At 61.8% G+C, this 15619-nt stretch carries 10 protein-coding genes; 4 read left to right on the plus strand and 6 right to left on the minus strand.

Going from position 1 to position 15619, the window contains the following annotated elements; translation table 11 throughout:
* Nucleotides 1-16: 16 nt before the first annotated feature.
* The 3 genes from IPM12_11580 to IPM12_11590 are packed head-to-tail and all read right to left on the minus strand — an operon-like array spanning nucleotide 17 to nucleotide 7967.
* On the minus strand, nucleotides 17-2767 hold the full coding sequence (locus IPM12_11580) for a hypothetical protein (protein ID MBK9148439.1): 2751 nt from the start codon (nucleotides 2765-2767) through the stop codon (nucleotides 17-19).
* Complete coding sequence (locus IPM12_11585) at nucleotides 2761-5439, minus strand: HYR domain-containing protein (protein ID MBK9148440.1); 2679 nt, start codon at nucleotides 5437-5439, stop codon at nucleotides 2761-2763. The genes IPM12_11580 and IPM12_11585 overlap by 7 nt, the downstream gene beginning before the upstream one ends.
* Nucleotides 5349-7967, minus strand: coding sequence for a hypothetical protein (locus tag IPM12_11590; protein MBK9148441.1), 2619 nt, complete (start codon nucleotides 7965-7967; stop codon nucleotides 5349-5351). The genes IPM12_11585 and IPM12_11590 overlap by 91 nt, the downstream gene beginning before the upstream one ends.
* A 153-nt stretch (nucleotides 7968-8120) precedes the next feature.
* On the opposite strand from IPM12_11590, the gene IPM12_11595 reads away from it, so the two are divergent.
* Both IPM12_11595 and IPM12_11600 read left to right on the plus strand, forming a co-directional pair.
* Nucleotides 8121-8663, plus strand: coding sequence for a sigma-70 family RNA polymerase sigma factor (locus tag IPM12_11595; GenBank protein ID MBK9148442.1), 543 nt, complete (start codon nucleotides 8121-8123; stop codon nucleotides 8661-8663).
* Nucleotides 8660-8917: a hypothetical protein gene (locus IPM12_11600; GenBank protein ID MBK9148443.1), complete on the plus strand. Its 258-nt coding sequence runs from the start codon at nucleotides 8660-8662 to the stop codon at nucleotides 8915-8917. Before IPM12_11595 ends, IPM12_11600 begins: the two co-directional genes overlap by 4 nt.
* A 55-nt stretch (nucleotides 8918-8972) precedes the next feature.
* Here IPM12_11600 and IPM12_11605 read toward each other — a convergent pair whose 3' ends face one another.
* Both IPM12_11605 and IPM12_11610 read right to left on the minus strand, forming a co-directional pair.
* Nucleotides 8973-10163, minus strand: a complete 1191-nt coding sequence (locus tag IPM12_11605) for a T9SS type A sorting domain-containing protein (protein MBK9148444.1) — start codon at nucleotides 10161-10163, stop codon at nucleotides 8973-8975.
* A gap of 33 nt (nucleotides 10164-10196) precedes the next feature.
* A complete protein-coding gene (locus IPM12_11610) occupies nucleotides 10197-12419 on the minus strand; it encodes a hypothetical protein (protein ID MBK9148445.1) in 2223 nt (740 codons plus the stop codon).
* A gap of 104 nt (nucleotides 12420-12523) precedes the next feature.
* Between IPM12_11610 and IPM12_11615 the strand changes: the two genes are divergently transcribed.
* Nucleotides 12524-14734, plus strand: coding sequence for a S46 family peptidase (locus IPM12_11615; GenBank protein ID MBK9148446.1), 2211 nt, complete (start codon nucleotides 12524-12526; stop codon nucleotides 14732-14734).
* Nucleotides 14731-14979: a 4a-hydroxytetrahydrobiopterin dehydratase gene (locus IPM12_11620; GenBank protein ID MBK9148447.1), complete on the plus strand. Its 249-nt coding sequence runs from the start codon at nucleotides 14731-14733 to the stop codon at nucleotides 14977-14979. Before IPM12_11615 ends, IPM12_11620 begins: the two co-directional genes overlap by 4 nt.
* A 61-nt stretch (nucleotides 14980-15040) precedes the next feature.
* Here IPM12_11620 and IPM12_11625 read toward each other — a convergent pair whose 3' ends face one another.
* The gene (locus tag IPM12_11625) at nucleotides 15041-15607 is read right to left on the minus strand and encodes a DUF1573 domain-containing protein (protein ID MBK9148448.1); all 567 of its coding nucleotides are present in this window, start codon (nucleotides 15605-15607) and stop codon (nucleotides 15041-15043) included.
* Nucleotides 15608-15619: the final 12 nt, after the last annotated feature.

A 15619-nucleotide genomic window follows, 5' to 3' on the forward strand; every position in this document is an offset into this window, starting at 1 on the left:
TGGCGGATCGCCGTCATCACAGGGCGTTCCGGGCAGCGCCGATCCGCCGGGGACGTTGGTGCAATCGATCCAGCACACCGACGCAGTTGCAGTTGAGGTCGTAGGCATCGTTGCCGGTGGTGGGATCGCCGTCATCGCAGGGCGTTCCGGGCAGCGCTGCGCCTCCGGGGACGTTGGTGCAATCGATCAGCTGTCCAGCGCAGGAGCAATCCGCGCCATACACGTCGTTGCCGGTGGTGGGATCGCCGTCATCGCAGGGCGTTCCGGGAAGCGCTGCGCCTCCGGGGACGTTGGTGCAATCGATCAGCTGTCCTGCGCAAGAGCAATCCGCGCCGTACACATCGTTGCCGGTGGCGGGATCGCCGTCATCGCAGGGCGTTCCGGGAAGCGCTGCGCCTCCGGGGACGTTGGTGCAATCGATCAGCTGTCCAGCGCAGGAGCAATCAGCTCCAAACACATCGTTGCCTGTGGCGGGATCGCCGTCATCGCAAGGCGTGCCGGGCAGTGCCGATCCGCCGGGGACGTTGGTGCAATCGATCAGCTGTCCTGCGCAAGAGCAATCCGCGCCGTACACATCGTTGCCGGTGGTGGGATCGCCGTCATCGCAAGGCGTGCCGGGCAGTGCCGATCCGCCGGGGACGTTGGTGCAATCGATCAGCTGTCCTGCGCAAGAGCAATCCGCGCCGTACACATCGTTGCCGGTGGTGGGATCGCTGTCATCGCAAGGCGTACCGGGCAGTGCCGATCCGCCGGGCACGTTCTCACAATCGAACAGCAGGCCGACGCAGTTGCAGTTGAGGTCGTAGGCATCGTTGCCCGTGGTGGGATCGCCGTCATCGCAGGGCGTTCCGGGAAGCGCCGAGCCGCCGGGCACGTTCTCACAATCGAACAGCAGGCCGACGCAGTTGCAGTTGAGGTCGTAGGCATCGTTGCCGGTGGTGGGATCGCCGTCATCGCAGGGCGTTCCGGGAAGCGCTGCGCCTCCGGGGACGTTGGTGCAATCGATCAGCTGTCCTGCGCAAGAGCAATCCGCGCCATACACGTCGTTGCCGGTGGTGGGATCGCCGTCATCGCAGGGCGTTCCGGGCAGCGCCGAGCCGCCGGGGACGTTGGTGCAATCGATCAGCACACCGACGCAGTTGCAGTTGAGGTCGTAGGCGTCGTTGCCGGTGGTGGGATCGCCGTCATCGCAGGGCGTTCCGGGAAGCGCCGAGCCGCCGGGCACGTTCTCACAATCGAACAGCAGGCCGACGCAGTTGCAGTTGAGGTCGTAGGCATCGTTGCCGGTGGTGGGATCGCCGTCATCGCAGGGCGTTCCGGGCAGCGCCGAGCCGCCGGGGACGTTGGTGCAATCGATCAGCTGTCCTGCGCAGGTGCAATCCGCGCCGTACACATCGTTGCCGGTGGTGGGATCGCTGTCATCGCAGGGCGTTCCGGGCAGTGCCGATCCGCCGGGGACGTTGGTGCAATCGATCAGCTGTCCTGCGCAGGTGCAATCCGCGCCATACACGTCGTTGCCTGTGGTGGGATCGCCGTCATCGCAAGGCGTGCCGGGCAGTGCCGATCCGCCGGGGACGTTGGTGCAATCGATCAGCTGTCCTGCGCAGGTGCAATCCGCGCCGTACACGTCGTTGCCCGTGGTGGGATCGCCGTCATCGCAGGGCGTTCCGGGCAGTGCCGATCCGCCGGGGACGTTGGCGCAATCGATCAGCTGTCCAGCGCAGGAGCAATCCGCGCCGTACACATCGTTGCCGGTGGCGGGATCGCCGTCATCGCAGGGCGTTCCGGGAAGCGCTGCGCCTCCGGGGACGTTGGTGCAATCGATCAGCTGTCCTGCGCAAGAGCAATCCGCGCCGTACACATCGTTGCCGGTGGTGGGATCGCCGTCATCGCAAGGCGTGCCGGGCAGTGCCGATCCGCCGGGGACGTTGGTGCAATCGATCAGCTGTCCTGCGCAAGAGCAATCCGCGCCGTACACATCGTTGCCGGTGGTGGGATCGCTGTCATCGCAAGGCGTACCGGGCAGTGCCGATCCGCCGGGCACGTTCTCACAATCGAACAGCAGGCCGACGCAGTTGCAGTTGAGGTCGTAGGCATCGTTGCCCGTGGTGGGATCGCCGTCATCGCAGGGCGTTCCGGGAAGCGCCGAGCCGCCGGGCACGTTCTCACAATCGAACAGCAGGCCGACGCAGTTGCAGTTGAGGTCGTAGGCATCGTTGCCGGTGGTGGGATCGCCGTCATCGCAGGGCGTTCCGGGAAGCGCTGCGCCTCCGGGGACGTTGGTGCAATCGATCAGCTGTCCTGCGCAAGAGCAATCCGCGCCATACACGTCGTTGCCGGTGGTGGGATCGCCGTCATCGCAGGGCGTTCCGGGCAGCGCCGAGCCGCCGGGGACGTTGGTGCAATCGATCAGCTGTCCAGCGCAGGAGCAATCCGCGCCGTACACATCGTTGCCGGTGGTGGGATCGCTGTCATCGCAGGGCGTTCCGGGCAGTGCCGATCCGCCGGGGACGTTGGTGCAATCGATCAGCTGTCCTGCGCAGGTGCAATCCGCGCCGTACACATCGTTGCCGGTGGCGGGATCGCCGTCATCGCAGGGCGTTCCGGGAAGCGCTGCGCCTCCGGGGACGTTGGTGCAATCGATCAGCTGTCCAGCGCAGGAGCAATCAGCTCCAAACACATCGTTGCCTGTGGTGGGATCGCCGTCATCGCAAGGCGTGCCGGGCAGTGCCGATCCGCCGGGGACGTTGGCGCAATCGATCAGCACACCGACGCAGTTGCAGTTGAGGTCGTAGGCATCGTTGCCCGTGGCGGATCGCCGTCATCACAGGGCGTTCCGGGCAGCGCCGATCCGCCGGGGACGTTGGTGCAATCGATCAGCACACCGACGCAGTTGCAGTTGAGGTCGTAGGCATCGTTGCCGGTGGTGGGATCGCCGTCATCGCAGGGCGTTCCGGGCAGCGCTGCGCCTCCGGGGACGTTGGTGCAATCGATCAGCTGTCCAGCGCAGGAGCAATCCGCGCCATACACGTCGTTGCCGGTGGTGGGATCGCCGTCATCGCAGGGCGTTCCGGGAAGCGCTGCGCCTCCGGGGACGTTGGTGCAATCGATCAGCTGTCCTGCGCAAGAGCAATCCGCGCCGTACACATCGTTGCCGGTGGCGGGATCGCCGTCATCGCAGGGCGTTCCGGGAAGCGCTGCGCCTCCGGGGACGTTGGCGCAATCGATCAGCACACCGACGCAGTTGCAGTTGAGGTCGTAGGCATCGTTGCCGGTGGTGGGATCGCCGTCATCGCAGGGCGTTCCGGGCAGCGCTGCGCCTCCGGGGACGTTGGTGCAATCGATCAGCACACCGACGCAGTTGCAGTTGAGGTCGTAGGCGTCGTTGCCCGTGGTGGGGTCGCCGTCATCGCAGGGCGTTCCGGGAAGCGCTGCGCCTCCGGGGACGTTGGTGCAATCGATCAGCTGTCCAGCGCAGGAGCAATCCGCGCCATACACATCGTTGCCGGTGGTGGGATCGCCGTCATCGCAGGGCGTTCCGGGAACGATAATGATGAGTTCCAGGGTCTCGGTGTGGCAGCCAACGATGTGGGAATAACTGCCGCTGGCAGTGTAGGCGATTCCATCGGCCGCCCAGGTGTAGCTGTTGCAGGCGGTAGCGACCGAGTGGTTGCTGGTGCTGGGCGTGATAGTGAGGTCGAGGGTCTCGGTGTGGCAGCCAAGAGTGTAGGCGTAGCTGCCGCTGGCAGTGTAGGTATTGCCATCCACAGCCCAGATGTAGCTGTCGCAGGCACTGACCGCCGTCGTATCAGACGTTTGCCCGGCTATCCGGATCGTGTGGTTATTCCATAGCCCATTTCCGAATGCATCCTCGATCCACATGGTCATGTTCACCAGCGTGTCCTGGTTGAACACCGTGCCCGGAGCGGGTGTCATCGTGTTGGTCCAGGCGCTGCAATCGCTCACGGTGATACTGTCCCGGAGGTCAGGGAAAACGAGTGAGCAACCCGGGCCGCTGAGCAGGAGCGGGTATTCGTCGTATAGCGGGCATGCTACTGTGGGTGCATCGTCATCTGTCACTTCTATCTCGAAGGAGCATGTGCTCTGCAGGCCGGCGGCGTCGGTGGCGGTGTACTCGATTGCGTGCGTGCCGATCGCGAACGTGCTTCCTGGCGCTTGGCCATCGGTCTGGACGATCGTTGCGCCTGGGCAGTTGTCGATCACAGTTGGCGGAGTCCACGTGGCCGTTGCACCGCATGTGTTGGCCACGGAGGTCATCGATATGTCCCCTGGGCAATTCGCGAATGCCGGAGGTGTGGCATCAACGATGCTCACGCTGAATGCGCAGTTGGCGCTCAGACCGCCCTGTGTGGCTGTCAGCGTGACCGTGACCGTACCGGTGCCTACGGATGCGCCCGGTGCCGGTGATTGCGAGACCACCACGCCGGTGTTCCCGCTGCAATTCCCTGCAACAGTCGCGCTGAGGGTGTAATCCGGCAAGGACACGGTGCAATTCGCGCCTGCATTGAGTTGCGCAACAAAGGCGGGGCAGGAGATGGAAGGGGCGTTCGAATCGACCACATTCACGCTCCACGCGCACGTATCCTGGTTGCCGCTGTCATCACGGTGGATTTCCATGATCTGATGAAGCCCTGGAGCGAACGCGTGGTTCAACTGTCCGGTCACCTCTTGCCAAAGCGTATTGCCCGACTCCAGGATGAAGGCGCGATAATCGCTCTCGGTGTCAGCATCGCAGTTGTCCGAGCTCTCGATCGTCGGGAAGGTGTACAGGTGCTCACAGCTGTTAGGGTCGGTATTCAGGACAATCGTTCCGGGCCCAGGACAGTTGTCGAACACCGGTGGATCGTTGTCGATGGTGACCACGGTCATCGGGCACTGGCCTACGTTCGCCCATGCATCGGTTGTGTAGATGTGGATGATGTCCCCTGTCTGGACCAGGCTGCCCACTGCGAGGTCCTGCAGCAAACTCAGCGAGCTGGTGCAGTTGTCCATGACGCTGGTCGCCATGCCGGTCACATTAGGCACTGCTGCCTTGCATGAGGCGCCTGCAGTGAGTTCAATCGTCGGCGGGCAGGTCACCAAGGGGGCCTCATAGTCGCCGCTGATCACCACGAAGCTGCATGCGCTCGTGTTGCCCGATGGATCGATTGCGGTATAGGTCACGGTTACGGTATCTGGAAGCCACAGTCCATCACCATGGGTCGAGGTCCACGCGACACTTGTGCAGTTATCGCTCAATGAATCGGGCGGATTCAGGCTGACATCCGCCCCGCACTGACCGGTAACGTACGTGCTCGAATAGCTGGCCGGGCACACGATCATCGGAGCTATCGTGTCCAGCACGGTGATTGACCAGTCGCAGATACTGAAGTTCCCGTTCGCGTCGAAGATCGTGTCGGTGAATTGGTGCGTCCCCAAGGAAGGTCGATCGCGCTTCCGCCACCAACACCCAGATCCACATCGACCAGTATCGCGGTGCCGTTCACGGAGATGGTCCCGCCAGCTGATCCCGCGATCAGGAATGGGCCACCGCTGATCGGTCCGAGGCAATTGTCAGTGCTCGCGATGTTCGGAACATTGTACGGCGCCGTGCAGGATGCCGCGGTCACAAAGAGCGTATCGTCCTGGGGGCAGACCACCGATGGCGGGATCAGGTCCTGCACGATGATGGTGGTTGTGCTGCTATAGGTGGTGCCGCATGCGCCCCCATCCAGCAGAACCCGGAATCGCATGGTGCCGGTGATTCCGCTCCAGGTAAGGGAGTCGGATGATTCAGTGAGCGGGATCCAGGTGACGCCATCCACGCTGCGCTCCCATCGGATCACCTGGCCGCTGGAGCCCGTGAGGGTGAGCACACCGGAAGCGCTGGGGCAATAGGTGCCGCCGCCACTGATGGTGCCGCCTTCAGGTGGGTCGTCCACAAGGATCGTGCGTGTATGCGTGTAATTGCAGGAACCAAGTATCACAGCGTAGGTGACGGGATACTGACCTGAGGCGGGTGGCGTGAATGTGCCTGCTGCGCTCACGTATGGCCCGCCGCTCCAGATGCCACCAGCCATGCTGGATCCCAGGAAGCGGACAGCGTCGAGCAGGAAGGCGGTATAGAGCCCGTTGCTGTGCCGTTGCACCTTGATGAAGCGTGCGTTCACCGGTACCGGGTAGCTCGTGGTGACGTAGGTTCCGCTGGTGGTGCTGTAGGTGGTTGAGTTGCTCCAGGTCACACCATCCAAGGATGAGGAAACGAGCATGCGCGCCTGCACGCCGGCGGTCTGGCTTCGCCACAAGAGGCTTACGGCCTCTCCAACCAGAACCGTATCGGCCAGATCAAGCACCGCCCAGCTACTCGTGGCGTTGAAGGATGCTCCGACTCCGTTTGGAGCGCCAACAGCTTGCTCGGGGGTTATGGCGTTGGAGCTGGCAACCACCGAATCGGCATAAGCCAGCAGGTAGATGTTCAGGTCGAATGGAGCATTGCTCGTGCAGAACGGACCTGGTTGCGCGAAGCGGGCCGGATTGTTCGAGACGTTGGCCCAATCGGGGTCAGTGAAGCTGGCCGTGAACAGGTCCGTGCCGCTTGATCCGGCGTACGTGTTGCTGCCCAGAGTGAGCGCGTCCTCGAATTGTCCGCCGACGATTTGGCCTCCATTGCCCGTAGCGGCGATCGCCATTGCGCTTTCATCATCAGGGCTCGCTTCGCGCTGGTACCACACGGCCGTGCCATCCCGGTTGAATCGAGCGAACAGGAGATCTTCATCGGAATTGCCCGGGATCACGGTGCCGCCATCACTGGTCAGTGTACCGGAGCTCATTCCGGCCACATTGATCTGCCCGTTCCGGCCAACCGAGACATCGTAACCTGTGGCGCCGTGGTCAATGCTGCTCGAGGCGGTCCGGATCCAATTGGTGATGCCGTTGGTTGGATGGAGCGATGCAAGGAACCAGTAATCGTGCGTGCCGGGATTCGTCGGCGTGATGCCGCCCGGGAATAGCGTTCCAGTGTGCGTTCGGCCGGTGATGTACACACCGGCGCAATCGACCGCCACGCCGTTGCACTCCGCTTCCGAGTCACCCGGATTGTTGATCAGCCTGGTCCAAGCATGACCACCCGCAAGGCTCACTGCTGTTGCGAAGAGTGCGTTGCTGTTCGTGGTGGCTACTGTAGTGCTCGTATTTCCAAGGCTGTTACGCCAGGAAATGGAATTGCCTTCCGTGCTCCCTGTCACGTACACGCTCGCGGCATCTGCGGCAATGCGTTCCGTGTGCAGGTCGTCATTCGCCAAGCCGGTTAATGACCAGATCAATGTTCCTGAAGCGTTGTATGCGTTCAGGTATGCATATCGCCGACCTGATGTGAGACCAACAGCGGAGAGCACCCCGCCGATGAGCGTGTTGTACGTGTAGGTGCCGTAGGCCACCAGGGTATTTCCGCTGATGGCTACCCCGGTGCCATACTCGACTTGAGGGCCGGTTATGGACTTTACCCACTGGACCGTCCCCGAAGGGTCATAGGCGATGATGAATGCATCGCGCGCGCCCACATTCGACAATCCAAGGCCGGCTATGGCGCTTTCGTAGAATCCGGTTGCTACAACCAATCCGGTTCCGCTAACCGCAACGCCCAACGCCCCATCTTCCTGCGTGCTGCCGATCGAGCGGCTCCAGAGCAGGTTGCCATTGGGGTCGAGCTTCGCGATGAAGGCATCGACTGACCCGCCCACTGAAGCAGGAAGGCCGTAGGGCGCTACAGTGGCGGAGGCAGACTGGTAGGCGCCGACCACATAAATGTTGCCCGTTGTCGTTTCCACTGCGATGTCCCGGACATACTCCGTGTTGCCGGCATCCATTGTCTTGGCCCAGTTCCAAACAGGGCCTTGCGCGAAGGCGTAGGACGGAACTGCAAGCAAGCCCGCGCAGATCCAGCGCACGAAATGCAAATGGGTTGACATCTGCCGGAGAGTAACGGCCATCGGTCGGTGGTTATCCAGCGCTGATGGGGTGTCCAAGCCCATTGGCACTGGGCGGTTTCAACGGGCATGGGGGCGCACGGTTTCAGCTGCCCTCGCCGTTACCTTGCCGCGCTCAGGGCATTCCGTGGCAGAATGGGATCCGATCAAGGGTTCGACGACCGGCAAGTGGCCCTGGCCAAAAGCTCTACAGAGGCTTTCGGGCCCTTGTATGAGCGATACTTCGGTGACGTCTTCCGCTTCATCCTCCGCCGAGCAGCAGATCGTGAACTCACGGCCGACCTCACCCAACAGGCATTCGTGAAAGCCATGCTATCCATCGATCGTTACGAATCGCGCGGACTTCCATTCCGGGCATGGCTTTATCGCATAGCGCTGAACGAACTGCGCATGCACTGGCGGAAGAGAAAGGAAGTCCTCATCGACATGAGCACGAAGCAGGTGAAGGGCATGGTGGCAGAGATGGAGCTTCTTTTGGATCCCTCGGACATGGAGCGCGTGGCCCAAGCGCTCTCCGGCCTCGAGGAGGCCCGCGCCCAGCTGATCCACTTGCGCTTCATGGATGGGCTCAGCTATCAAGAAGTCGGCGAGGTGCTCGGCATCGGGGAGGATGCGGCCAAGATGCGCACCCACCGGACGCTCAATGCGCTGCGATCCTACCTTGCACCGAAGGCATGAAGCACCGCTACCGCATAACACCCGAAGGTGCCGGACCTGAGCCCACGGATGCTGAATTGCTTCGGTACCGGGATCACGGTAAGCTGATCTACAGCTATCAGCGCGCTCGTGACGCCATTCACCGGAAACCGCTCTATCGCGATCCGAAAGCGTTCTTGATCCTGATCATCATCGCGCTGGTGGCCTGGCTGGTGAGCCGATCGGCCGATGACCGCACCGAGGAACCAGTGCCTGGCATGGAGCAACAGCCATGAAATACGAAGGGCCGATGCTTCCATAGCACCGGCCCTTCGCATGCCTGATCAAGCGCTAGCGCAGGAATCGCCGTGCTGTCGTTCCTGAATCGGTCTGCGCCCGAAGGATATAGATCCCGCTGGGCCAGGCGGCCATGTTGATCCGGTGGGTGGTGCCCCATTTGGCGCGCTGGCCCGCAACGGGCTGGCCAGCTGCATTGAGCACCGTGAGCAGCAACGCGCCCGTGCCGTTGGGTGAAGTGCTCACATGCAATTCATCGCCTACTACCTGCATGGCCGGTATCACCTCACTGAATGCAGGGCCGTTGCTGGCACTGAGATCATCCGTGCCGCCTGCCATTTGCTGGCCATTCAAGAGGATGCTGTAGGCTCCCTCACTCTGGCTGGTCCATGCATCATCAGCCACCGCAGCATCGGCGATGGAGCCGGTGATCGGCAGGCGCAGCACCAGGTGGTCCTCGTTCGCGATCCATCCGAGCTGCGCGCGCGCGAGGCTGCTCGCGCCTTCTCCGTGGAAGCGCTGATAGGTCTGTCCGTTCGCGGTCACCTCGCCGCCCACTTTCGTAATCGGCAAGGCTTCGGCAATCCCATAGTCCTGGATGATGGCCCCAAGGCTGCTGCCGTTCGCGGGCCAGCGCAGTGTGAAGTCGATCTCATTCACCCAGCCGAAGTAGTCCGATTCCGGTGTGAGAAGGACATCCATGAATCCATTGCCGCTGTTGATGGCTTTCGCCGAGACAGGCGCTACGGGGCTCGGGAACACGGTTCCCGTCCGATCGAGGCCATTGAGCGAAACGAAGTAGTCGCGGTTGTTCGCGCTCGTGAACTCGTCGTTGCCCAGGAATACCTCTACGCCGGGAGTCAGCACGTTCATCACGCAAACCGGATATTCCAGGCCGCCTTCCCACGCGCGATCGAAAGCGTGCATGGGCGAGAGCGCGACAGCGTTGTAGGTGCGGTACAAGTAGCCATTGCCGGGGTTCTCGATCGCGGTGGAGGATAGCGGCAGGTACTCGGATTGCGGCCAGGTGGGCTCGAATAACGAGAGTGCCGGCCCCAAGGACTCCTGCCACCGGAGGGTGAACACCACATTGCTGACCATGTGGTTGAATGGCCCATTCGGGCGCAACCTCACCTCGAGCTGATTATTCCCGTTGTCCGCTAGCGTGATATCGACAATAGGCTGTGCCATGCACGCCAGGCCCATCGAGCAGAAAGAGGCCAATAGTGCAGTCGCTTTCTTCATGGGCCGTTCGTACGGCCCTCCTCAAGAAGTGTTTCAGGGGGTGGCGTGCAGGTACGCGTTGGGGAGGACATTGGTAGGCACCAATCCGCCTATGGCCGAAAGGATCCGATCCCGGTCATTGTCACTGCCGGTGTACTTGATCGTCCCATCCATGTTCACATCTGCGTTCGAATATGTGCCTGCCACGACGTTGGTCGGGGTGGAGCCGCCGATGGCGAATAGGATGGGGTCGCGGTCGTTGTCCGGCCCGACGTAGCTGACTTGGTCGTTGAATGTGACGTCCCCGTTGAACAGTCCTTGGCCGAAGCCCACATTCACGCGAGCAGCGGTGCCACCGTTCACGGCAAGATCATTATCGGTGAAATCAACGAAAGCCCCATCCAGCGGGGCTCCAGCGGCCATCACCACGCCCCGGTGGTTGCGGTGCAGCACGGCAAGCCGGTAATTGCCCGGCGGCACCGGGAACCGCACCGTGCTGGATCCATCGAGGTCGATCACATGGCCGAAGCGCTTCACGAGCACGTAACGGGTGCTGATGCGCACAGATCCATCGTCGCCGTCACGCAGTTCTAGGATCACCCAATCAACCACATCGTCAAGGACGCTCGGAGCAGGCAAGAGGAGCGATGGGTCGACGCTCGAGCCTCCGGGGGAGGCAGTGCCCACAGCATCGTAGCCCAGAGCGGTATATGGTTCCGTCAACGGGATAAGGCCTTGGACGCGGAGGTCATCGGCCATCATGCCGCTGAACTCCGAGAAAGGGCCTTGCAGGAAGAGTCGGGCCGAAAGGCTGATTGATTCCCCCGCGCAATTGCAACCGGGGAAAGGTTGGATCACGTCGTTGCCGGTCAATTGGTCGCCATCGTCGCAGGCAGCGCCCGGGAAGACCAAGAAGTCCGTGTCGTCGCAATCGTTCGCAAGGGCTGCGAAACCGATAGGCGCGACGCAGCTTGAGACGGTGCCGGAAAGGCTGCCGAATCCGTCGCCGTCCGCATCCAGGTACCATGTAGCAGGTCCGGTAATCAGGGGGTCATTGTCGTCGCAGTCAGTATCGTTCGCCACAAAGCCGGGTGGAGCTGCGCAGGCCATGACCATAGCGGACGGGTCCCCGAAGCCATCATCATCGGAATCCGCGTACCAAGGCGAGGGGGCGCAGTAGCTGAATGCGGCAAATCGGGAACGGGAGCCGCCGGGGCTGACCGATGTGAAGGCCCCACCGAGGAAGACGCGGTCAGCATGCACGGCCACGGCATGCACGAAGGAGTTGGCATTGAACGAAGTGGTGAGCAAGGCGCCCGTATTCGGATCCAGCGCTGCGGCGTTCGCGTGCGCCACGCCTCCTATATGCGAGAAGAACCCGCCGATGAAGTCGATGCCGGCCACACGGGCTATGGAGCGCACCCCGCCGCCGGGCGCGGTGAGTTGCGCGTCCCACGATGTCAACGTTCCATCTGCGGCAGAGACCTCGCCAACGCCGATCCGGGAGGTGCCGTTCACCGTGGTGAACTGGCCCCCTAACAGGACTGCCGTAGGGGAAGCGTGCAGTGCCCCATGCACGTTGTTGGTGTTCGCAATCCAGGACGTGGCAAGGCCTGTGCTCACATCCAATTCGGCTACATTATTCCGGGAAGCGCCGCCTACAGCAGTGAAATTCCCGCCGACGATCAGGTTAGTGCCGCTAGAGACGATGGATCTGACGATCCCTGATGCGCTTGGAAAGGGATTGAATGAGGTAAGCTCCCCCGTGGCAGGATCGAATGTCGCCAACCTTGAGCGCGGCAGCGCGTCAACAGTGCTGAAGAGCCCGCCCACATACACGTGGCCTTGATGGATGTGAACCGCGAATCCAGCGTTGTTCAATTGCGGCGACCAAGGTCGCAGCACGCCGGTTCCCGCATCGATGGAGGCCAAATGGCCCCGGAGCTGGCCATCGATCTCCGAGAATCCGCCGGCGACGATGATCGAATCGCCAGCAACCACGATATCCTGCACGTTGTCATCAGCCATCGGTGCCCATGGAAGCAGCGCGCCGGTGGCCAGATCAGCCGCGGCCATGCGCCCCCTTGGGAGCCCATTCACTTGGGTGAAGCTCCCTGCGAAGTAGAGCACCCCCGCTGCTTCATCCACCTCGACGGCCAGCACCTCTCCATTCGGTTCGGGCCAACCAGTGAGCAGCGTGAAAACCTGTGCAGACGCGATCGGCGGGGTGAAGGCCAGGCAGCAGCAAGCGCTGCGCACGATATTCCAGGAAAGCATGGCAACGGGTTTGAAAGGGTGCTGGCAATGTACCGATCCACCTTGGAATTCCGGTCGCTCGCATCGCTCTACTTTCGCCCATCTACCGAAATCCACCGAAACCCATGCGCGCATATCATTCATCGGCCATTGCAGTTGCCCTGTTCCTCACCATGGCAGGCCCGTTCCACGCAAGGGCACATGAGGGCATGTGGCTCCCTACGCTCCTCAAGAGCATCGAGGGCGATCTGCAATCGGCAGGCCTCAAGCTAAGCGCGGAGGACATCTACAGCATCAACCGCAGCAGCGTCAAGGATGCCATTGTCCTCTTCGGTGGCGGCTGCACGGCCGAAGTGATAAGTGGGCAGGGGCTCATCCTTACCAATCACCATTGCGGTTTCGGGGCCATCACCGACCACAGCACCGTTGAGAATGATCGGCTGAAGAACGGATTCTGGGCCGCTTCCAAGGCCGATGAGCTGCGCAACCCCGGCCTAACCGCCACTTTCGTGGTGCGCATGGAGGATGTGACGGAGAAGATCGTGCCTCTGATCACGCCAGCCGTTGAGGGCAACGAGCAGGCCCGCCGCGACCTGGTTGCCCAGTTGAGCAAGACCATCATCGAGGAAGCCATAGCCGGCACGCATTACAAGGCGGTGGTCCGCCCCTTCAATTACGGGAACAGCTATTTCCTCATCGTCACCGAAACCTTCCGTGACGTGCGCTTGGTCGGTGCGCCGCCCTCGAGCATCGGGAAGTACGGAGGCGATACCGACAATTGGATGTGGCCGCGCCACAATGCCGACTTCAGCCTCTTCCGCATCTATTGCGGACCCGATGGCAGACCAGCCGACCCAAGCGATGCCAACATGCCCTTCGCTCCGCGCCATGTGCTGCCCATCAGCATCGATGGCGTGCAGGAAGGCGACTTCGCGATGATCTTCGGGTTCCCCGGACAAACACAACGGTACCTTACCAGCTACGCGGTGGAATACGTGCAGCAGGAGCAGGATCCCGCCCGCATCGCAATGCGCACGGCCAGCCTTGGTGTAATCGACGCCGCCATGGCCAGTAGCGACCGCCTGCGGCTGATGTACGCCGACAAGCAGGCAGGGATCAGCAACGCCTGGAAGAAATGGATCGGTCAGCGGCGTGGGCTGAAGGAGCTACGAACACTGGAAGTGAAGCGTGCCTACGAAGAAGCATACAACACCAAAGCGAAGGAAATGGGGAAGCCCGAGTACGCCCAAGCGCTCGTCACGCTCAAGGCTGCCTATGGCGATTATGTGCCCTTCGCGATGGCACGCGACCTATACGTGGAAATGGTCTACTACGGGCCCGAGTTGCTTCGCTTCGCGGATGCCTTCAAGGATTTGATCGAGCAACAAGAGGTGCTGCACAAGGATGGCAAGATCGGGGCTGAGGCGACAAAGCTGCTTCAAGCAGCTGAGGCGCACTTCGCTGCGCACGATTCGCAAGTGGACAAGCGCGTGATGAAAGCGCTGCTCCCCATTTATCGGCAGCACATGCCGGCGCACTTGCTGCCCGATGCGTTGCCCGCGAAGGACCTTTCGCACAAAAGCCAGTGGTATGCATGGGTCGATGACCTCTACGCCCGCAGCGCTTTCACGGACCTTGAACGCCTGAGGAAGGCGCTGCGCAAACCAAGCCCCGGCGCTTTGAAGAGACTCGCGAATGATCCTGGCTACAAACTGGCCCGCAGCTTCCAGAAGGCATTCTTGGACAAGGTGAGGCCGGCGCATGCCCAGCTCAGCGATAGGATCGAAGGTGCCATGCGCACCTACGTGAAGGGCATGATGGACCTGTACCCGGAGAAGACCTATTGGCCCGATGCCAACAGCACCATGCGCCTCAGCTACGGCAAAGTGGAAGGCAGCGCCCCGCGCGATGGTGTTGAATACATCCATTACAGCACGCTCGATGGTGTGGTGGAGAAGCACATTCCGGGTGATTCCGAATTCGACCTGCCGGAGCGGCTCATAGAACTGAATGCCGCTAAGGATTTCGGGCGCTACGGCGTGAATGGCACCATGCCCGTGTGCTTCACCAGCTCCTTGCATACCACGGGAGGCAACAGCGGCAGCCCGGTGCTGAACGGGCGCGGCGAGCTAATCGGCCTCAATTTCGACCGGAGCTGGGAGAGCACCATGAGCGATATCCAGTTCGACCCCGATAAGTGCCGCAACATCTGCGTTGATGCGCGCTACATCCTCTTCCTCGTCGACAAGTTCGCCGGTGCAGGGCACCTGCTCGAGGAGATGATGATCGTGAAGCGCGAGGCTCCACGCACCATCGAACTGCCCATACACCGATGAGCGCCTGGGTTGAACGAGAAGGCAAGCTCTGCCGCACCATCCGCTTCAACGACTTCAGTGAAGCTTTCGCGTTCATGGCCCGTGTGGCAATGGTGGCTGAGAAGTTGAATCACCATCCAGAATGGACCAACACCTGGAACACGGTTGATATCCGCTTGAGCACCCACGACACGGGAGGCAGCATCACGGAGAAGGACCTCAGACTGGCGGCCGCCATCGATGCCATCATCGGCGAGTCGCACTGAGCCCGCTTGAAAGTTGAAGCCCCGCCAGCGGCGGGGCTCCTGAATCAAATGCGAGGCTGGTTCATTGCCCGATTGAAATGGTCTGGGGCTGTTCGCCCACTGCATTCGGATCGCCCGTGCCGGGCTGCACGAAGGCCTTGATCCGCAGCTCGGTCTCCTTCGGCTCCGTGTTGGCCACCACCTTCACGGATTTCTGCTGCTGGTTCTCCTGCTTGCCAGGGCTGTATTCCACTTCGATCTCACCGGTGCCGCCAGGAGGGATGGGGGCCTTGGGATAGTTGGGCACCGTGCACCCGCAGCTGCCGGTGGCACTCTCGATGATCAGGGGCTCCTTGCCGCTGTTGGTGAAGTTGAACACGTACTTGTTCTTGCTGTCCTGCTTCACGCTGCCGAAATCGTGCTCGTACTTGCCGAAGGTCATCGTGGTCTTCGGCCGATTATCCACCACCGGTGCAGCGGTATTGGCCGCTGGGTCGAACGTTTCACCCGAAGGGGTGGCTGCGGCAGCCACTAAGGTGGAGCTGCTCGGTTCGGAGCTGCCTGAGTCGTCTTTGAGTTGGCCCCAAGCGATTACGCCGAGCGCGATGGCGATCACGCCCAGGAGTGCGATCTGGATCTTGTCTTTCATGGGAGTCGGGTT

The sequence above is a fragment of the Flavobacteriales bacterium genome (assembly GCA_016716605.1).
Lineage (GTDB): Bacteria > Bacteroidota > Bacteroidia > Flavobacteriales_F > PHOS-HE28 > PHOS-HE28.